Source organism: Sagittula sp. P11 (assembly GCF_002814095.1).
Taxonomy (GTDB): domain Bacteria; phylum Pseudomonadota; class Alphaproteobacteria; order Rhodobacterales; family Rhodobacteraceae; genus Sagittula.
Genome location: NZ_CP021913.1, coordinates 4,201,330 through 4,218,234, shown reverse-complemented (window position 1 = coordinate 4,218,234; position 16,905 = coordinate 4,201,330). Strand labels below are relative to the sequence as shown.

At 67.9% G+C, this 16,905-nt stretch carries 20 protein-coding genes; 6 read left to right on the top strand and 14 right to left on the bottom strand.

Translation table 11 applies throughout. From position 1 onward, the window contains the following. Nucleotides 1-283: 283 nt before the first annotated feature. The 3 genes from CDO87_RS20330 to CDO87_RS20320 all read left to right on the top strand — a co-directional run bounded on the left by CDO87_RS20330 (nt 284) and on the right by CDO87_RS20320 (nt 2,113). Nucleotides 284-1,141 (top strand): LysR family transcriptional regulator, encoded by an 858-nt coding sequence (locus CDO87_RS20330; RefSeq protein WP_100930469.1) that lies wholly within the window; start codon nt 284-286, stop codon nt 1,139-1,141. A gap of 102 nt (nt 1,142-1,243) precedes the next feature. Next, complete coding sequence (locus CDO87_RS20325; protein WP_100930468.1) at nt 1,244-1,636, top strand: hypothetical protein; 393 nt, start codon at nt 1,244-1,246, stop codon at nt 1,634-1,636. Nucleotides 1,637-1,762: 126 nt separating this feature from the next. After that, nucleotides 1,763-2,113 carry a DUF6614 family protein gene (locus CDO87_RS20320; RefSeq protein WP_100930467.1) on the top strand — a complete coding sequence of 117 codons (351 nt, stop codon included), beginning with the start codon at nt 1,763-1,765 and terminating at the stop codon, nt 2,111-2,113. 51 nt (nt 2,114-2,164) lie between these two features. Here the strand turns inward: CDO87_RS20320 and CDO87_RS20315 are convergent, their stop codons facing one another. Both CDO87_RS20315 and CDO87_RS20310 read right to left on the bottom strand, forming a co-directional pair. Beyond that, nucleotides 2,165-3,619 (bottom strand): carboxypeptidase M32, encoded by a 1,455-nt coding sequence (locus tag CDO87_RS20315; protein WP_100930466.1) that lies wholly within the window; start codon nt 3,617-3,619, stop codon nt 2,165-2,167. A gap of 23 nt (nt 3,620-3,642) precedes the next feature. Further along, on the bottom strand, nt 3,643-4,959 hold the full coding sequence (locus tag CDO87_RS20310) for a COX15/CtaA family protein (protein ID WP_100930465.1): 1,317 nt from the start codon (nt 4,957-4,959) through the stop codon (nt 3,643-3,645). Between the two features lie 253 nt (nt 4,960-5,212). On the opposite strand from CDO87_RS20310, the gene CDO87_RS20305 reads away from it, so the two are divergent. After that, nucleotides 5,213-5,539 (top strand): SH3 domain-containing protein, encoded by a 327-nt coding sequence (locus tag CDO87_RS20305; protein WP_100930464.1) that lies wholly within the window; start codon nt 5,213-5,215, stop codon nt 5,537-5,539. Nucleotides 5,540-5,616: 77 nt separating this feature from the next. Here CDO87_RS20305 and CDO87_RS20300 read toward each other — a convergent pair whose 3' ends face one another. Beyond that, the gene (locus CDO87_RS20300) at nt 5,617-6,366 is read right to left on the bottom strand and encodes an RNA methyltransferase (protein ID WP_100930463.1); all 750 of its coding nucleotides are present in this window, start codon (nt 6,364-6,366) and stop codon (nt 5,617-5,619) included. A gap of 172 nt (nt 6,367-6,538) precedes the next feature. Between CDO87_RS20300 and CDO87_RS20295 the strand changes: the two genes are divergently transcribed. Then, on the top strand, nt 6,539-7,162 hold the full coding sequence (locus CDO87_RS20295) for a thiamine phosphate synthase (RefSeq protein ID WP_100930462.1): 624 nt from the start codon (nt 6,539-6,541) through the stop codon (nt 7,160-7,162). A 114-nt stretch (nt 7,163-7,276) separates the two neighbouring features. On the opposite strand, the gene CDO87_RS20290 is transcribed toward CDO87_RS20295, so the two are convergent. The 3 genes from CDO87_RS20290 to CDO87_RS20280 all read right to left on the bottom strand — a co-directional run bounded on the left by CDO87_RS20290 (nt 7,277) and on the right by CDO87_RS20280 (nt 9,202). Next, complete coding sequence (locus tag CDO87_RS20290) at nt 7,277-8,113, bottom strand: 1-acyl-sn-glycerol-3-phosphate acyltransferase (protein WP_100930461.1); 837 nt, start codon at nt 8,111-8,113, stop codon at nt 7,277-7,279. Then, the gene (locus tag CDO87_RS20285) at nt 8,110-8,862 is read right to left on the bottom strand and encodes a GNAT family N-acetyltransferase (RefSeq protein ID WP_100930460.1); all 753 of its coding nucleotides are present in this window, start codon (nt 8,860-8,862) and stop codon (nt 8,110-8,112) included. The genes CDO87_RS20290 and CDO87_RS20285 overlap by 4 nt, the downstream gene beginning before the upstream one ends. 157 nt (nt 8,863-9,019) lie before the next feature. Further along, entirely contained in the window at nt 9,020-9,202 is a 183-nt protein-coding gene (locus CDO87_RS20280) for a DUF3553 domain-containing protein (protein WP_005857999.1), read from the bottom strand. A 26-nt stretch (nt 9,203-9,228) separates the two neighbouring features. On the opposite strand from CDO87_RS20280, the gene CDO87_RS20275 reads away from it, so the two are divergent. Next, nucleotides 9,229-9,834, top strand: coding sequence for a histidine phosphotransferase family protein (locus CDO87_RS20275; protein WP_254698221.1), 606 nt, complete (start codon nt 9,229-9,231; stop codon nt 9,832-9,834). 97 nt (nt 9,835-9,931) lie between these two features. On the opposite strand, the gene CDO87_RS20270 is transcribed toward CDO87_RS20275, so the two are convergent. From CDO87_RS20270 to CDO87_RS20235, 8 genes are all read right to left on the bottom strand, one after another. Further along, nucleotides 9,932-11,197, bottom strand: coding sequence for a glutamate-5-semialdehyde dehydrogenase (locus CDO87_RS20270; RefSeq protein WP_100930459.1), 1,266 nt, complete (start codon nt 11,195-11,197; stop codon nt 9,932-9,934). A gap of 102 nt (nt 11,198-11,299) precedes the next feature. Continuing rightward, nucleotides 11,300-12,406, bottom strand: coding sequence for a glutamate 5-kinase (proB, locus tag CDO87_RS20265; protein ID WP_100930458.1), 1,107 nt, complete (start codon nt 12,404-12,406; stop codon nt 11,300-11,302). Continuing rightward, nucleotides 12,394-13,440: a GTPase ObgE gene (obgE, locus tag CDO87_RS20260; protein WP_100930457.1), complete on the bottom strand. Its 1,047-nt coding sequence runs from the start codon at nt 13,438-13,440 to the stop codon at nt 12,394-12,396. Before obgE ends, proB begins: the two co-directional genes overlap by 13 nt. A gap of 120 nt (nt 13,441-13,560) precedes the next feature. Further along, on the bottom strand, nt 13,561-14,124 hold the full coding sequence (locus tag CDO87_RS20255) for a GNAT family N-acetyltransferase (RefSeq protein ID WP_100930456.1): 564 nt from the start codon (nt 14,122-14,124) through the stop codon (nt 13,561-13,563). Between the two features lie 10 nt (nt 14,125-14,134). After that, complete coding sequence (locus CDO87_RS20250) at nt 14,135-14,674, bottom strand: GNAT family N-acetyltransferase (protein WP_100930455.1); 540 nt, start codon at nt 14,672-14,674, stop codon at nt 14,135-14,137. A 155-nt stretch (nt 14,675-14,829) separates the two neighbouring features. Then, nucleotides 14,830-15,099 carry a 50S ribosomal protein L27 gene (rpmA, locus tag CDO87_RS20245; protein ID WP_005857992.1) on the bottom strand — a complete coding sequence of 90 codons (270 nt, stop codon included), beginning with the start codon at nt 15,097-15,099 and terminating at the stop codon, nt 14,830-14,832. Between the two features lie 22 nt (nt 15,100-15,121). After that, nucleotides 15,122-15,703 (bottom strand): 50S ribosomal protein L21, encoded by a 582-nt coding sequence (locus CDO87_RS20240; protein ID WP_100930454.1) that lies wholly within the window; start codon nt 15,701-15,703, stop codon nt 15,122-15,124. Nucleotides 15,704-15,936: 233 nt separating this feature from the next. Beyond that, entirely contained in the window at nt 15,937-16,800 is an 864-nt protein-coding gene (locus CDO87_RS20235) for a DUF2059 domain-containing protein (RefSeq protein WP_254698220.1), read from the bottom strand. Nucleotides 16,801-16,905 lie beyond the last annotated feature (105 nt).

The following is a 16,905-nucleotide window of genomic DNA, read 5'->3' as shown; positions in this document are numbered from 1 at the left end:
TTGCTGTTCCGGCAACCGTTTTCCGCCCGGTCGAATCAACCTTTGGATGTAGTTTCCGCTGCGTTAACTTTTGGTTCACGATTGGTTTAAACAACGAAAACAGGTACATGCCGCCTATACTTTCGAGACGTCGGTGCCGTGCATATTTCGCAAAGTCGTCATTGCAGCTTTGTCTCGATCTACCTAAAGTTTATGGAAACGTGCGGCGCCCTGGCGGGCATCACGTCCTGCAAACCGGGTCTTCACCCCTCAAACCTGCCAGGCTGGCCCTCGGGAAACTGCAATGGAAAACTGGGACGATCTGAGGTTTCTCGTGGCCCTGGCCCGCACCGGCACGATGAAGGCGGCCGCCCTGATGCTGGGCACCAACACCGCCACCGTATCCCGCCGGATCGACAGGCTGTCGGAGACGCTGGGAGAGGCGGCCTTCATCAAGACGCCCGGCGGCTGGCAGCCATCCGAGGCGGTGAAGGGCCTGATCCAGATCGCCCAGACCTTCGACGGCCAGATCCAGACCGCGCTTCACAGCCGCGTCGGGACGGACGCCGCGCCGATTCCGCTGAGGCTGGGCTCTGTCCCCTTCATCGCGCGCAACATCCTGATCCCCGGCATGAATCGCTACGGCGACCTCTTGGACGGGATCGAACTGCACCTGACCGACCGCGTCTTCAAGGACGGGCTCGGGGATCATGACATCGTCATCCAGACGAACCGGCCCGCCGAGGGCCGCGTTGTGACGCGCCGGGTGGGCCGCCTGCCCGTGCGCCTCTACCGCCCCGCAGGCGTGCCCGAGCCGAAGAACTGGGCGGGCTACAGCGCCCAGATGGATGACATGCCGTTCCAGAAATTCGGCTTCGACGCCTTTGGCAAGCCGCCCAAGATCCGGGTGAGCAGCGCGGATGCCATCATCAGCGTCGCCAAGGCCGCGGGGCTGGCGGCCCCCCTGCCCGACCTCGTCGGGATGAACGATCCGGAGCTGGTGGCCTACGATCCGGAGAGGCCGCCGCATGTGATCGAGGTGTGGATGTTCTACCACGAAACCCGCCGCGACGACCCAGTGATCCGCAACACCGTCGACTTCGTCCTGGGCTGTTTCGAGGACATCGAGACCACAAGGACCGAGCGCGCCGCCGCAGAGTAATTTCATTTCTGCAACGTCAGGTTTACCGATCTCGCAATTGAAAACACGTTAAGGATGATTAACATTCCTTAACAAAGCAAAAAATGCGAGCAGGTAACATTCATGGCAAAGACCCTCGACGGTCTGATGTGCGGTTTGCGCATCTCCTTGGCCGGTGCCCTGGCGTACACCGCGTCCGAGCACATCCTCCTTTCCTCCCAGTCGCATGGCGCGCTTTCCCTGAATGACACCCATACCGCCTTGGCCGGGACGATCATGTCCGGCCTGCTCTGGGTCATCTCTGTCTGGCTGATGTTCGGCGTCCGCACCCGTATCGTGGCGGCGCTGGGGCTGACGATCTACGGCGCGATGGCGCTGCTGCTGCCCGGTCTCGACCGGCTGACGGCGCATTCGCTGCTGAGCGTGGCCATCGTGGCCGGACTGGCCCTTCCCGTTATCCTTGCCGGTGGCGGTCACTACAGCCTTGTGCGTGGTGGCTGGCGCGTGGCGCTTTAAGACATTTGAGCAAGTATTTCCCTGTACTACACCGACTGAGGGTGGCTCTTCGGAGCCACCTCTTTTTTTGTCTTAACCCGGCTGAAAGGCAAACGGGTGCACTCCTGCCCGGTCGGAGGAGATGCGATGAACCTGTACACCTGTGCAATCGACCTGAAGAACGACGCCAAGGCGCTTGTCTTTGCCAAGGCGCTGGATGACTGGATGTCCCATCTGCGGGCCATCGGCGCGATCGAAAGCTGGCGCCTGATGCGCCGCAAGCTGAACCTCGCCTCTGGCGCGCACCGCGATTTCCTGCTGGAGATCGAGGTAAAGGACATGACCCAGCTGGACAAGGCGTTCCGGGCGCTTGGCGCCCATGACGACACGGTGGAGGGGCTGTACCGCGCGGTGCACGAACTGATCGCGGTGGCGGAGACCGGGCTTTACCGCCCCTTCCCCGACCCGGAGCGCGCGGAACGCATGGCGCTGATCTGAGGCCGCGCGGCCTGTGGGCGGGCGTGCCGGTGGCGACACGCCCGCGAACGGCTAGAGATCGTAGAGCGCGGTGAACTTCGCTTCGAGGTAATCGAGCAGTGGTTCCTCCGAAGGGGCGCTGCCGGTCGCCTTCTCGATCAGCGCGCGCGGCTGGTAGAGGCTGCCGTGGTGCTGGAGGTTGTCCCTGAGCCAGGCCGTCGCGGCAGAGGTATCGCCGCGCGCCAGTTGCGCGTCGAGGTCCGGCACCGCTTCGGTCAGCGCCTTGTGCAGGCAGCCCGCATAGACGTTGCCGAGGCTGTAGGTCGGGAAGTAGCCGAAAAGGCCCGCCGACCAGTGCACATCCTGCAGGACGCCGTTAGACGGCTTGTCGACCTCGAACCCGAAATCGGCCTTGAACCGGTCGTTCCACGCGGTTTCGAGGTCGTTGACGTTCAGGTCGCCCGCCACCAGCGCGCGTTCGAGGTCGAAGCGCAGCAGCACGTGCAGGTTGTACTGCAGTTCGTCCGCCTCTGTCCGGATGTAGCCGTTCCGCACCTGGTTCACGGCGCCGTAGAAGGTGTCCTCGTCGGGGATGCCGAAGTCGCCGAAGGTGTCGCGCATCTGGTGGTAGAGCCAGCCACAGAAGGCGCGCGAGCGGCCAAGCTGGTTCTCGTAGATCCGGCTTTGCGATTCGTGCACGCCCATCGACACACCCTGCCCCAGCGGCGTCAGGCGGTAGGACGGATCGACGTTCTGTTCGTAGGCGGCATGGCCGACCTCGTGGATCGTCGAGTAGAGACAGTTGAACGGGTCGAGCGGCACGGTGCGCGTGGTGATGCGCACGTCGTCGCCGGAGCCGGAGGAGAACGGGTGCACCGCCTTGTCGACGCGCCCCCGGCGGAAGTCGTAGCCGAAGGTCTTCGCCAGCAGGCGGGCGAGCTTCATCTGCCCCTGCTCGTTGAAGGATTTCGTCAGGCCGGGCAGCGCGGGTTTCGACAGCACCGCCTCGCGCAGCGCCACCAGCCGCGGCCTGAGCGCGCCGAACATGGCGACGAGGTCCTCGGCGCGCGCCTCCGGTTCGTACTTGTCCAGCAGCGCATCGTAGAGGTCGCCGCCGCAGGCCAGCGCCGCGGCTTCTTCCTGCCGCAGTTTCAGGATCTCCGACAGGACCGGCGCGAAGGAGGCAAAGTCGTCGTCGGCGCGCGCCTCCGCCCAGGTGACATGGCCCCGGCTGACGGTGCGCGCGATCTCCGACGCCAGCCGTTCGGGCACCTTGGCGGCGCGGTCGTGGTCGCGCCGGATGAGCCGCAGCTTGGCGCGGTCCTGCTCCGACAGGCCATCGGTCGGGATCGCCTCGAGCCAGTCGCGCACGCGCGGGTCGATGCGGCGCTGGTGGAGCACCGCCTCCATCGCCGCGCGTTCGTCGCTGCGCTGGTCCGCCGCACCGCGCGGCATCATCGTTTCCTGATCCCAGGACAGACGTCCCGCGATCTGGGCCAGCGCTTCGGTGTCGCGCTGGAAGGCCATCAACTCGTTAAAAGCTTGGAGTGTCACTTGGGTCCCCTGACAGACTGGGGCACCGGGTAGCGTGCCGCAAACCTTGCGCGCAGGATCAGTGCCCAAAGAAGGACGGCACCGAACTGGTGAAGGATCGCGATGTGCAACGGTGCCATATACACAACCGTAACGATACCGATGACCACCTGCAGGAGCAACATGGCGAACATCGCATTGTAGCGGTAACGGGTGTCGGAATTGGCCGAGCGGCGGCCCCTCAGCCAGACCACGACGCCGAAGGCAAAGAGCAGGTAGCCCGCCATGCGGTGCATGAACTGCACGAGGCCGGGGTTCTCGAAGAAGTTCCGCCAGGCCGGGCTTTCGACGAACATGTCCGACGGCCAGAGCCCGCCTTCCATCAGCGGCCAGCTCGGGTAGTTGCGGCCCGCGTCGATGCCCGCCACCAGCGCGCCCAGCAGGATCTGCAGGAAGGCAAAGTGCAGAAGGCCCGTGGTCATGCCGAAGAGCTTGGCCTCGCCCAGCCTGCGGGCCTGCATCAGGTCACGCTCCGGACGGGCGAGCGCGTAAGTGTACCACGCGATGTAGCCGAGGATGACGAAGGCCACGCCAAGGTGCGTCGCCAGCCGGTAGGAGGCCACGTCGAGCCGTTCGCCGGACAGGCCGGAATGCACCATCCACCAGCCGACCGCGCCCTGCAGCGCGCCGAGCAGACCGATGAACAGCAGGCGCGGGATCCAGTCCGGCGCCTCCTCGCGCATGAAGCCGAGGAGGAACACCACCAGCGCCGCGATCATCGCCGCGACGAGGCCGTTGGTGTCCAGCGGCAGGAGGCCCGCGATGCTGCCCGCTATGGCCAGCGCACCGATGCCGAGCGAGGCTATGCCGCCGTACAGAAGTCCGATGCCCGAGGTGCCGCGCGGCATCCGGCCGGCCAGCAGGAACCCGAAGAAGCCAAGCGCCCAGACGACGCCGATCAGCCGGCCAAGCTGCCGGTGGCCCCATTCCCACCAGTAGATCGTCTTGAACTCGGACATGGACATGCCCTTGTTCTGCAACTGGTATTCCGGGATCTCGCGGTACTTGTCGAACTCGGCCGTCCAGGCGGCTTCCGACATCGGCGGCAGCGCCCCGGTGACCGGCTTCCATTCCGTGATCGACAGGCCGCTGTCGGTCAGCCGGGTCAGCCCGCCCACGGCGATCATCACCACGACCAGCACAAAGAGCACCATCAGCCAGATCCGGATCGCCCCGCGCGCGCCGCGGCTTGCCTTGTCGATCATCCCGCCGGTGGGGGCCTGTTTCGGCGTCTCGGCGCCAACCTCCTCGAAGAGCTTGCGTTTCTCGGCCATTCCGGTCTCCTTTTTCGCTTCGCCAACATAGCCGCGTTCGGGCGGGCTTCAAGCGCCAGAGCCGCGCCCGATTGACCCGGCAGGTCGCCCCGCCAGCGCGCCATGGACCCGGGGGCCGCCACGTCAAGGGCGGGGTCGGGAATTCCACCAGTCAGGACTTCCGGACTACGCGTTCCGCCTTCCCGGCCCTACCTTCACGTCAAGCGGCCATACGCCGACCGTCAGTCGATGATTTGCAAACGAGGGTGCCCCGATGAAGACGATCCTGCTTTCCGCCGCCATCGCCACAGCGAGCCTTGCGGGAACGGCGGCCCTGGCCGATCAGGTCTGGGTGGGCGGCAGCGCGCTGAACGCTCGCAGCGGGCCGGGCACGCACTACGCAAAGGTCACCACCTTCCCCGCCTGCACCGAGCTGAACGCCGTGGGTTACGCCAACGGCTGGGCCAAGGTGACCTGGCACAACGCCTATTACTGGGTCTCCGCGAAATACCTGCGGGGTCAGGCCTGCGCACCGCGCGCCGCCCAACCGAAGAACACCTACCGCCAGCCCAGCTACCGGCCCAACGGCTACAGCTACTGACGCGGCACGACGTCCCCAGCAGGCCGGTTTCCTCCCTGTCCGGCCCGGCTGACTGGCCGGCTGATCCCCCCCAAGGATCAGCCGGCCTTTTTATTGGCCCACCGCACCATCTGGCGCATCATGCCGTGCAGCATCTGCACGTCGGCCCGGGTGAGCGGCATGCGCGACCACATGTTGCGCAGGTTGAGCTTCATGCCTTCGGCCTTGGTCTCGGGAAAGAAGAACCCCGCCTCGTCCAGCTGCTGCTCGTAGTGCCGGGCCAGATGCTCGACCTCGTGGCCCTCGGCGACCTCGGTCCCTGCCAGCGCCTCCGCCTTGGGCGCAAATTCCGCCGTGGCGCGCTGCCATTCGTAGGACATCAGGAGCACGCATTGCGCGAGGTTCAGGGAGTAGAACTCCGGGTTGACCGGGACGGTGACGATGGCACTGGCCTGCGCCACGTCCTCGTTCTCCAGCCCCGCGCGCTCGGGGCCGAACATCACCGCCACGCGCTGGCCCGCGGCGATCCGGCGGGCGGCCTCGGCCATGGCTTCGCGCGGCTCGTAGACCGTCTTCGTCAGGTCGCGCGACCGCGCCGTGGTGGCCAGCACGAAATGGCAGTCCGCCAGCGCATCGGCCAGCGTGTCGGTGTGCTGCGCCTCGTCCAGCAGGCGCCCCGCGCCGGAGGCCATGGCCACCGCCTTCGGGTTCGGCCAGCCGTCGCGCGGCCCCACGACCCGCATCCGGTCCAGCCCGAAATTCCACATGGCCCGCGCCGCAGCGCCGATGTTCTCGCCCATCTGCGGGCGGACCAGCACGATGGCCGGCTGCTGTGTCCCTCGGGTCATGGCCCCTCCGTCTCGATCGCCCCCGCCTAGAACGCCCGCCCCGGCAGCACAAGCCCCCGCCAGAGGCAGGATTGCCCCCTTCACCGGCGGCTACGCGCGAAACCCCGCCACAAATCCCCATGGTCAAACGGAAAATCCCGCGCTAAGAGGGCCTCCGTCAGGAGAGGACCCGATGACCCAGCCCGAGACCCCCCAGATCTACCTCGTCACCCCGCCGGAAATCGAGCTTTCGCGCTTTCCGGCCGAGCTGAGGCGCGTGCTGGACGGGGCCGAGATCGCCTGCCTGCGCCTGTCGCTGGCCACCCGCGACGAGGACCGCCTGATGCGCGCCGCCGATGCCGTGCGCGAGGTCGCCCATGCCGCCGACGTGGCGCTGGTGATCGACACCCACGTGGTGCTGGCGGAACGGCTGGGCCTCGACGGTGTGCACCTGCTCGACGGCGGGCGCGGCGTCCGCGCCGCCCGCAAGACGCTGGGACCCGATGCCATCGTCGGCTGCCACTGCGGCCAGTCCCGGCACGAGGGCATGTCGGCGGGCGAAGCCGGTGCGGATTACGTGACCTTCGGCCCGGTGGGCGGCGCCCTGGGCGACGGCGCCCACGCCGAAACCGAGCTGTTCCAGTGGTGGTCCGAGGTGATCGAGGTTCCGGTCGTGGCCGAAGGCGGCCTCGACCCCGAGAACATTGCAACCCTCGCCCCCTTCGCCGACTTCTTCGCCGTGGGCGAGGAGATCTGGAACGACGATGACCCGCTGGCCGCGCTGAAACGCCTGCAGGCCGCCATGATCCCCGGCTGAGCCCGGGGCCCGCCCCGCTCCTTCATCTTGGCCGAAATACCTCGGGGGTCCGGGGGCAGCGCCCCCGGCGTATCGCCGGGCCGCAGGCACGGCGATACGCCCTTCTTTCCCCCGTCACCCCTTCCGCGACAGCGCCCGCTCGTGCCCCGCGCGGACCTGCGTCTCCAGCGCGTGGGCCAGGCTCTTGCGGTTGGCGTAATCGTCGACCCGCACCGGCGCATGGCAGACCAGGTCCACCGATCCCTGCCGCCGCTGCGCCAGCACGCGGGCCAGCGAGGGCGCGAAGTCCATGCCGCCCCACCAGCCATAGAACCGCGGATCGGCGCCTTCGGGCGCGTGGTAGGCGAGGCTGACCGCCTGCACCGACACCTCGTGCACCAGGTCCTCGTCGAAGAAGGCGGCAAAGAGCGGCGTGCGGAAGGTCAGGACGCGCAGGCCGTCGGTCGAGGTGCCCTCGGGAAAGAACAGCAGCCGGTGGCCGTGGGCCAGCCGTTCGCGGAAAAGCGCAGTCTGCGCGGCGGCATCGCGGCGGTCGCGGGTGATGAAGACAGTGCCGGTCGCCCGCGCCAGGAGGCCGATACCCGGCCAGCCCGCCACCTCCGCCTTGGAGACGAAGTAGACCGGCCAGCGGCTGTTCAGCACGAAGATGTCGAGCCAGGAGGAATGGTTGGCCACAAGCGCGCCGCGCGGCGCGGGCGGGCTGCCGCCCGCCCTGACCTTCAGCCCCATGATCCGCAGCACGAAGCGGCAGACCACGCGGGTGATGTGCGGCGTCCAGGGGCGGTCCATGCCGTGCAGCGGACGCTCGATGAGGCGCAGGAGCATCATGAGCAGCAGCCCCGTCACCAGCACCAGCGCGATCGGCGTGCCGCGCCAGGCCACGCGCAGCCGTTCGGACAGGGTGAAGGGCGGATGGGCCGGCGGCTCTTCCCCCTCCCAGGTGTAGCTCATGTCGCCCGCTCCCGCGTGTAGACCGCGCGCTGCCGCTCGGTCATGCGGGCGGTGTCCATCACGAGGCAGACGTCGGTGGTGTTGAAGGCGTGGTCGACGTAGGCGCCCTCGCCCACGCAGCCGCCGAGCCTGAGGTAGGCCTTGATCAGCGCGGGCACCTCGAGCATCGCGCCCACCCGGTCGATATCGGCCTCGGGGACCAGGTTCATGTCCTGGAAATTGCGGGCGCGCACCCGCAGGTCCGGCGGCGCGAGGTGGCGGTGGTGCAGGAGCGACAGCGGCTGCGCCAGCCGCGCGATGTCGGTGCCGTGGAAGCTGGCGGTGCCGAACAGCACCTCGATGCCGTGGTCGGTCACGTAGGCGGCCAGCCCCTGCCAGAGGTGGAACATCGCAGGTCCGCCGCGGTAGTCGGGATGCAGGCAGGAGCGCCCCAGCTCCAGCAGCCTGCGGCCCGAGCGGCGCAGCGGCCCGAGGTCGTATTCGTCCTCCGAGTAGAACTGCCCGGCCTCCGCCGCGCGGTCGTCGCGCAGGAGCCGGTAGACCCCCACCACCATGTCGCCGCGCGCCGGGTCGCAGACCAGCAGGTGATCGAAGAACGGGTCGAAGCGGTCGCGTTCCAGCCGGTTCTCGTGATCGACCAGCGGGCCGTCGCCGCCCAGCTCGGCCACGAAGACGTCGTAGCGCAGCCGCTGCGCCGCCGCCACGTCCGCCGCGTCCCGGGCCAGCCGCACTGTAAAGCTGTCGCTCATGTGTTTCGTTCCGCCGGCCGCCCGGCGCCCTGTGCCACCCCGTATCCGGGCGCGTTCTAGAGCATCTCGGCCCGGTTTGGAAACGCCCAATTGCCGGGCGTGGCGCTTGCCGCGACCGCACAGTGGTTAACCATTTGTCAACCGGTGACGCCCTAGTTTAGGTTTCGAACACGGGAACGAGGGCCACGACCGAGCCGTCGAGCACGACCTTGCCCTGTTCCCTGAAATTGACGGTGATGCGCCCGTCGATGTTGGACTGGACCTGACCCAGGCCCCAATCCGGCTGATCCGGATGGCGGACGATCTGACCGGGCTCCAGCAAGGCGTTGATGTCGTTCATGTCCGTTCGTCCTTGTGGAGATAGAAATGCAGAATGTCAGCGCCACGCTCGCAGCACTTGTGGGGTCGCGCCTGTGCCACGACCTTATCAGCCCGATCGGTGCGATCCAGAACGGACTTGAGCTGATTGCCCTGTCGGGGGCCGACCAGTCCAGCCCGGAGATGACGCTGATCCAGGACAGCTGCGCCAGCGCCGCGGCGCGCATCCGGTTCTTCCGGGTGGCCTATGGCGCGGCGGGCGAGGCGCAGATGATGTCGCGCCGCGAGATCGCCGGCATCCTGTCGGGCGTGACCAGCGGCGGGCGGCTGACGGCGGAATGGTCGGCGGCGGAGGACCAGCCGCGCCCGGAGGTGCAGCTCTGCTTCCTGGCCTTCCAGTGCTGCGAGAGCGCGCTGCCCATGGGCGGCGCCGTGCGGATCGAGAACGACGCGGCCGGCTGGACGGTGCGCGCATCGGGCGCACGGATCAACGGCGACCGGACGTACTGGGATCACATCAACGGCGCGGCGCCGCTGGACACGCCGCCGCCCGACAAGGTGCATTTCGCGTTGCTGCCGATCCTCGCAGCAGTGCGCGGGCGGCAGTTGCTGGCCACCCTGACGGACGATTCGATCACCCTGAAGATCGCCTGACGCAAGGTCCCGGAGCGGCCCGCCCGGAGCGGAGCGGGGCGGCGGCGCGAAGCCCCGCCCTACGTCATGTCGCGCAGGGCGGGTGCCGTCAGCATCGTCACTTCCGCAGGATGCCGTCGCCTTCGACGAGGTACTTGAACGAGGTGAGCTGCTCGACCCCCACCGGGCCGCGGGCGTGCATCTTGCCGGTGGCGATGCCGATCTCGGCGCCCATGCCGAACTCTCCGCCGTCGGCGAACTGCGTCGAGACGTTGCGCATCAGGATCGCCGAATCGAGCCGCTGGAAGAACCGGGCGGCGGCGGCATCGTCCTCGGTGATGATGCAGTCGGTGTGGTTCGAGCCGTAGCGCCGGATGTGCGCGATGGCGGCGTCGATGTCGTCCACCACCTTCGCGGCGATCACCATGTCGAGGTATTCCTTGCCCCAGTCGGCCTCTGTCGCCTCCTCGGTGCCGGCGATGGCGCGCAGGGTCTCGTCGGCGCGCACCTCCACCCCGGCGTCGATCAGCGCCCGGATGATGCCCTGCCCGATGTCGTCGACCACGTCGCGGTGGATCAGCAGGCATTCGGCGGCGCCGCAGATGCCGGTGCGCCGGGTCTTGGCGTTCTTGACGACCGAGAGCGCCTTCACCGGGTCGGCGTCCTTGTCGATGTAGATGTGCACGATGCCTTCGAGGTGGGCGAAGACCGGCACGCGGGCCTCGCGCTGGACAAGACCCACGAGGCCCTTGCCGCCGCGCGGGATGATGACGTCGATGTAATCGGTCATGGTCAGCATCTCGGAGACGGCGGCCCGGTCGCGGGTCGGCACCATCTGGATCGCATCCTCGGGCAGACCGGCCTCCTGCAGGCCGTGCACGAGGCTGGCGTGGATCGCGGCGCTGGAGTGCAGCGATTCAGAGCCGCCGCGCAGGATCACCGCATTGCCCGACTTCAGGCAGAGCGCGCCCGCGTCCGCGGTCACGTTGGGCCGGGATTCGTAGATCACGCCGATCACGCCGAGCGGTGTGCGCACGCGCCGGATGTGCAGGCCCGAGGGCTGGTCCCATTCGGCGATGACCTTGCCCACGGGATCGTCCTGCTGCGCCACGGCGATCAGGCTGTCGCGGATCGCGGCGATGCGGTCCTCCGTCAGGGTCAGGCGGTCCATCATCGCGTCCGAGAGACCCTTTTCGCGCCCGTAGTCGAGGTCCTTTGCGTTGGCCTCGACGATGGCGGCGCGGTTGTCCCACAGGTGAGCTGCGGCGGATTCGAGCGCCTTCTGCTTGGCAGCGGCTGGTGCGAAGGCGAGATCCGCTGCGGCGGCGCGCGCGCGCGTGCCGATGTCCTGCATCAGGGCGGGGATGTCGGTGAGATCCTTCATGGGCCTTGCCTTCGTGGTTGGGGTTCGAGGGGTATTTTTACAGGGGATGCGCGCAGGGCGCCAGTTCTTCGGACGCCCGCGCGCGCCCCGGTTCAGAACGGGTCAGAGCGCCATGTCGTCGCGATGGACAAGCACGGCGCGCCCCGGATAGCCGAGGATCTGCTCGATCTCGGCGCTGTGGTGGCCGGCGATCTGGCGCGCCTCGGCGGCGGTGTAGCGGGCGAGCCCCTGCCCCAGCGTGGTGCCGTCGGGGGCGCGCAGCGTCACCGGGTCGCCCCGGCCGAAGGTGCCTTCGACACGGGTGAGACCTGCGGGCAGCAGGCTTTTCCCGCGGGCCAGCGCCTGCGTGGCGCCCGCGTCGATGATCAGCGTGCCCTGCGACTTCATCGCGGCGATCCAGCGCTTGCGGGCAGCGTGCGGGTCCATGTCGGCAACGAACAGCGTGTGCGGCGCCCCGTCCCTGAGGCGCGCCAGCGGGTGATCCGCCGCCCCGTGCATGATGACCATGGCGCAGCCGGAGGCCATGGCGGTCTTGGCGGCCATCACCTTGGTCTTCATCCCGCCCTTGGATAGGCCCGAGCCCGCGTCACCGGCCATCGCCTCGACCTGCGGTGTTATATCGTTCACCGTCGCGAGGCGCTGTGCCTGCGGGTCGTTGCCGGGGTTGCCGGTATAGAGCCCATCGACATCCGACAGCAGGATCAGCAGGTCGGCGCCGGTGGTGACGGCGATCTGCGCCGCGAGGCGGTCGTTGTCGCCATAGCGGATCTCGTCCGTGGCGACGGTGTCGTTCTCGTTCACGATGGGCACGGCGCCGTGGCTGAGCAGCGTGGCCAGCGTGGCGCGGGCGTTCAGGTAGCGGCGGCGGTCGGCGGAATCCTCAAGCGTCACCAGCACCTGCGCGGTGATCAGACCGTGGCGGGCCAGCGCCTCAGCCCAGGCGTGGGCAAGGCGGATCTGGCCGCAGGCGGCGGCGGCCTGAGCCTGTTCCAGCGGCAGCGTGGTCTGCGGCAGGCCGAGCAGCCCGCGCCCCAGCGCGATGGAGCCGGAGGAGACCAGGATCACGTCCTTGCCGGCGGCCTTCTGTTCGGCGATGTCCTCGGCGATGGCGGCGAGCCAGTCCCGGCGCAGGTCGCCGGTCTTGCGGTCCACCAGCAGCGCAGAACCGATCTTGACCACCAGCCTGCGCGAGGCGGTCAGGGCTTCCAAGGCTTGTCCTCCTCGTCCTCCGGATCGGCGGGACGGTCGGCTGCGCGGCGGGCATCGACATGCGGCCGGAGCGCGCGCAGCACCTCGGTCACGCCTTCCTTGGTGGCGCCGGACATCAGCATGACGTTCTCGGCCCCGGCGGCCTCCAGTTCGTCCTTGAGGAAGGCGCGTTCCTCGTCGTCCATGGCGTCGATCTTGTTCAGCACGGTGATGCGGGGCTTGTCGGTCAGCCCCTCGCCGTAGGCGTCGAGTTCGTCGCAGATGGTCTGCCAGTCCTCGATCAGCGTGCCGGAGGTGCCGTCGATCAGGTGCAGAAGGACAGCGCTCCGCTCGATATGGCCGAGGAAGATGTCGCCCAGGCCACGGCCTTCGTGCGCGCCCTCGATCAGGCCGGGGATGTCTGCCACGACGAATTCGGTGTTGTCGACCTTCACCACCCCGAGGTTCGGGTGCAGCGTGGTGAACGGGTAATCCGCGATCTTCGGCCGGGCGTTGGAGGTGGCGGCGAGGAAGGTGGACTTGCCCGCGTTGGGCAGCCCCACGAGACCCACGTCCGCGATCAGCTTCAGCCGCAGCCAGAGGGTGCGTTCGATGCCTTCCTGACCGGCGTTGGCGCGGCGCGGCGCCTGGTTGGTGGAGGTCTTGAACCGCAGGTTGCCCCAGCCGCCGTTGCCGCCCTTGGCCAGCAGGACGCGGTCGCCCAGCGTGGAAAGATCGGCGATGACGGTTTCCTCGTCCTCGTCGATGATCTCCGTGCCCACGGGCACGCGCAGCAGGATGTCGTCGCCGTTCTTGCCGGTGCGGCCGCGGCCCATGCCGCCCTGCCCGTTCTGGGCGAACCAGTGCTGCTGGTAGCGGAAGTCGATCAGCGTGTTGAGGCCGTCCACGGCCTCTGCCCAGACGGAACCGCCCGTGCCGCCGTCACCGCCGTCGGGGCCGCCGAACTCGATGAACTTCTCCCGGCGGAACGAGACCGAGCCGTTGCCGCCCGAGCCGGAGCGGACATAGACCTTGCAGAGATCGAGGAATTTCATCGGAACGTGCTTTCGAACTGGGTGGCCGGGATGTAGCGGGATTTGCGTACGGGAACAAGCGATCCCGGCGTGTGGAAGGGGCGGACTGCGCGCGGGCCGGACCGTTGCGCAGGCGGGGTGTCACGGGTGCGCCGGGTGGGCGTCCGCGGGGTCATGTTGTGGCGGCAACGGCGCATCGGCGGGCAGGATCACCCGCTCTACCGTCACCGGCCGGCCGTGGAAGAAGGCGTGCCGTTCTTCGCTGTGCGTCGGGCCATGGAAACCGAGTTTCGCCAGCACCCGGGCAGAGCCCGCGTTGCCGGTGATCCAGCCACTGTGGAGGGTGGCCCCATGTTCGGCGCGGTGGTGGCGGATCGCGGCCTCTGCCGCTTCGGTCATCAGCCCCCTGCCCCAATGGTCGCGGCGCAGCCAGTAGCCCAGTTCCCACGCCGCCGGACGGTCGTCGGCAAGGCGGCTGGCGTGCTCGATGGTCAACACCCCGCAGGGCACGTCCTCAGCGACCAGCGCCAGCGTTCCGGGCCGCCCGGCAAAGCGTTCGACGAAGGCCGCGCCATCCGCCGCCGCGTAGGGATGCGGCACGGAGGTCAGCCAGCGATGCACTTCGGGATCGGCGATGTGGCGGGTGATCCAGCCCTCGTCCCCGGCGCGAAGAGGCCGGAGGACCAGCCGCTTCGTGCGCAACATGGGGGGCTCCTCAGCTCAGCTTTTTCAGGTAGGTCCAGGTCGGGACCTTCGACTGGCGCGCGACGGAATAGGATTCCGCGTCGCCGATGTATTCGAAGCCGCAGTTCACCAGCACCTTGGCCGAGGCCGGGTTGTCCTGGAAGACAGAGGCGAACATCGTCTTGTTGTTCAGCGGGTTGGCCTCTACCAGGGCGCGCACGGCCTCCGACGCGAGGCCGGTGTTCCAGAAGGCGGGCGCCACCCAGTAGCGGATTTCCGACTGGTCGCGGTCCAGCCGCATCAGCTTGATCACGCCCATGAATTCCGACCCGCCGACGCGGGTCCCGTCCATCGCCCAGATGTCCCATTCGCGGTCCGGCGCCACGGCGCGGGTCACGAAAGCCTCTGCCGCGCCGGGGGGCACGGGGTGCGGGATCGTGGGGGTCATGGCGGCCACGCGCTTGTCGGAGGCGTAAAGCTCCCACAGGCCCATGTCGGACCGGCGCACGGGGCGCAGGTCGAACCGTTCGGTTTCCACAACAGGAAGGTCATTCGTCAAATCAAGGCCCATCTGCACTCTCCTCTCGTGCATCCCTCGCAATCACGAAGGTCTGGGATAACGGACATACATGTCCGATATAAGGCCGGGCCCGGTCGCTCAAAAGGCGAAGGGGACCGGCCGGTTGGCCGATCCCCCGTCTGTAACTTTCAGACCTGAAAACCGGCTTACTCGGCAGCCTCCGCTGCCGGCATTACGGAAATGAAGGTGCGGCCTTTCAGTCCCTTGTGGAACTGGACGGCGCCCTCGACCGTGGCAAAGATCGTGTGGTCGCGGCCCATGCCGACGCCTTCGCCCGGCCAGAACTTCGTGCCGCGCTGACGCACGATGATGTTGCCGGGGATAACGGCCTGGCCGCCGTAAAGTTTCACGCCGAGGCGACGACCTGCGGAGTCGCGACCGTTGCGGGAGGAACCGCCTGCCTTTTTATGTGCCATGTGTCTCTCTCCTTACTATCGGTTACGCGAGGGTCTTCGCCTGCTCGACCCACTCCGGCTTCACCTTGGTGGCCTCGAAGGTTTCCGGGTCGACAGCGGCGAGCTGCGCGTAGGTCGTGATGCCTGCGTCGTTCAGCTTCTTGGCGGCGGCGGGGCCGACACCGGTGATCTGGGTCAGGTCGTCACCTTCGCCACCCTTTGCGGCGGCTGCGGGTGCGGCTGCGTCGTTCGACGCGGCCTTCGGAGCGGAGCCCGCGCCGATTGCGGCCTTGACGCCGGTCTTGTCTGCGCCTTCGGACAGGATCTCGGTGATCCGCAGGACGGTCAGTTGCTGACGGTGGCCCTTGGTCCGCTGCGAGCTGTGCTTGCGGCGACGCTTCACGAAGTGGATCAGCTTCTCGCCCTTGACCTGGTCCACGACCTCGGCCTGCACGGCCGCGCCCGACACGAAGGGTGCACCGACGACGACGGAGTCACCGCCGAGCATCAGGATGTCGTTGAACTGAACGGTCTCGCCAGCGTCTGCGGCCAGCTTTTCCACCCGGAGGGTGTCGCCGGCTGCGACCTTGTACTGCTTGCCGCCGGTTTTCATCACCGCGAACATGCGCGTCTTCCTTTTCTCTGCCGCGTCCTTCGGCCCCCGGTTCCGGGCGTTGGCGGGGCGCCTGCCCCGGCCTCGAACTGCGCGTCTTTCTCAAGACGTTGGTTGATGTGCCCTGCGTCGGGCGGGTATCTCAAAAACGAAAGGCGGGGCCTGAGCCCCGTCCTTTGGTCCGGTGCCTATACGCGCGTGCGACAGGCCTGTCAAGCGCTCCGCACCCCGCGGCGCGCCCTGTTCTACAGCTCCTGCGTCTGCATCTGTTCCGCCGCGGCGAGCCCCAGCGCATAGGACACCTCGTCGTACATCGCGTTGAACCCGGCAAAGAGCGCGCGGTTCAGAAGACGCCCCTCGGGCGTGGCGGAAATCTCGATGTACTGGGCGAGTTCCGCGTCCGTCAGCGGCTCGTAGGCCAGCATCAGGAAGGCATAGAGCCATTCGCGCGTGTCGTCGCGGGTCTCTTCCTCCTGCCCCCAGACGTCGGCGAGGATGTCGCCCTCCGTCATCGCCAGGCCGCCGCCGTCCACCAGCCCGCGGTAGAACTGGAAGGAGGCGTTGAGCGCGCCGGCCACGTTGGCCTCGAGCAGGTCGTTCACCTCGATGAAGCGGGTGAGTTGCTGCATCCGCGGCGCGTCGAGATCGGCGGCAAGGAAAGCCTGCCGCGCGGTGTCCTCCACCTCGTCGTCGATCATCGCGCGGCGCGCCGAAAGCTCGAGCTGCACGATGCGGGTGCCCGTCTCGGACGAGAAGAAGTCGACCAGCGGCCCGATGTCGGTGCCGTCCAGCAGATGGGCGAAGTGGTTGCGCATGACGATGTGCATCTTCGGCACGTCGTAGATCTGCGACAGAAGGGTCTGCCAGCGGGCGTTGTCCCCGCCCTGGAACATGTCGTCGCCAAGATCGGCCCCGTAGGCCAGCCCCTCGACGCGCATGATCTCGAGCATGGAATCGATCTGCAGCGCATCCAGCAGGTCGTCGATGCCCTCCTTCGCCGGATCGGCGCGCAGCGGCAGCGCGGCGACAAGGCAGAGCATCAGTGCGGCGGCGATGCGCATGAGCCCTGCCCCCGCGGGCTGCTGCGCGAATCTGGTGGCGGTGGCCATGGGGTTGTCCGGGTCCTCGTGCGTGTTTGCTGGGTTACAGGTAGCCCGGCAGGCGGGCGGCAACAACCGTGTTGCGCGGCCTGTGCGGCGCTCCGGCGAAATTCC

What these genes read in the sequence shown, in the direction of transcription:
- CDO87_RS20330 (WP_100930469.1), top strand. Translation starts at nt 284, where the DNA reads ATGGAAAACTGGGACGATCTGAGGTTTCTCGTGGCCCTGGCCCGCACC.
- CDO87_RS20325 (WP_100930468.1), top strand. Translation starts at nt 1,244, where the DNA reads ATGGCAAAGACCCTCGACGGTCTGATGTGCGGTTTGCGCATCTCCTTG.
- CDO87_RS20320 (WP_100930467.1), top strand. Translation starts at nt 1,763, where the DNA reads ATGAACCTGTACACCTGTGCAATCGACCTGAAGAACGACGCCAAGGCG.
- CDO87_RS20315 (WP_100930466.1), bottom strand. Translation starts at nt 3,619, where the DNA reads ATGGCCTTCCAGCGCGACACCGAAGCGCTGGCCCAGATCGCGGGACGT.
- CDO87_RS20310 (WP_100930465.1), bottom strand. Translation starts at nt 4,959, where the DNA reads ATGGCCGAGAAACGCAAGCTCTTCGAGGAGGTTGGCGCCGAGACGCCG.
- CDO87_RS20305 (WP_100930464.1), top strand. Translation starts at nt 5,213, where the DNA reads ATGAAGACGATCCTGCTTTCCGCCGCCATCGCCACAGCGAGCCTTGCG.
- CDO87_RS20300 (WP_100930463.1), bottom strand. Translation starts at nt 6,366, where the DNA reads ATGACCCGAGGGACACAGCAGCCGGCCATCGTGCTGGTCCGCCCGCAG.
- CDO87_RS20295 (WP_100930462.1), top strand. Translation starts at nt 6,539, where the DNA reads ATGACCCAGCCCGAGACCCCCCAGATCTACCTCGTCACCCCGCCGGAA.
- CDO87_RS20290 (WP_100930461.1), bottom strand. Translation starts at nt 8,113, where the DNA reads ATGAGCTACACCTGGGAGGGGGAAGAGCCGCCGGCCCATCCGCCCTTC.
- CDO87_RS20285 (WP_100930460.1), bottom strand. Translation starts at nt 8,862, where the DNA reads ATGAGCGACAGCTTTACAGTGCGGCTGGCCCGGGACGCGGCGGACGTG.
- CDO87_RS20280 (WP_005857999.1), bottom strand. Translation starts at nt 9,202, where the DNA reads ATGAACGACATCAACGCCTTGCTGGAGCCCGGTCAGATCGTCCGCCAT.
- CDO87_RS20275 (WP_254698221.1), top strand. Translation starts at nt 9,229, where the DNA reads ATGCAGAATGTCAGCGCCACGCTCGCAGCACTTGTGGGGTCGCGCCTG.
- CDO87_RS20270 (WP_100930459.1), bottom strand. Translation starts at nt 11,197, where the DNA reads ATGAAGGATCTCACCGACATCCCCGCCCTGATGCAGGACATCGGCACG.
- obgE (WP_100930457.1), bottom strand. Translation starts at nt 13,440, where the DNA reads ATGAAATTCCTCGATCTCTGCAAGGTCTATGTCCGCTCCGGCTCGGGC.
- CDO87_RS20255 (WP_100930456.1), bottom strand. Translation starts at nt 14,124, where the DNA reads ATGTTGCGCACGAAGCGGCTGGTCCTCCGGCCTCTTCGCGCCGGGGAC.
- CDO87_RS20250 (WP_100930455.1), bottom strand. Translation starts at nt 14,674, where the DNA reads ATGGGCCTTGATTTGACGAATGACCTTCCTGTTGTGGAAACCGAACGG.
- rpmA (WP_005857992.1), bottom strand. Translation starts at nt 15,099, where the DNA reads ATGGCACATAAAAAGGCAGGCGGTTCCTCCCGCAACGGTCGCGACTCC.
- CDO87_RS20240 (WP_100930454.1), bottom strand. Translation starts at nt 15,703, where the DNA reads ATGTTCGCGGTGATGAAAACCGGCGGCAAGCAGTACAAGGTCGCAGCC.
- CDO87_RS20235 (WP_254698220.1), bottom strand. Translation starts at nt 16,800, where the DNA reads ATGGCCACCGCCACCAGATTCGCGCAGCAGCCCGCGGGGGCAGGGCTC.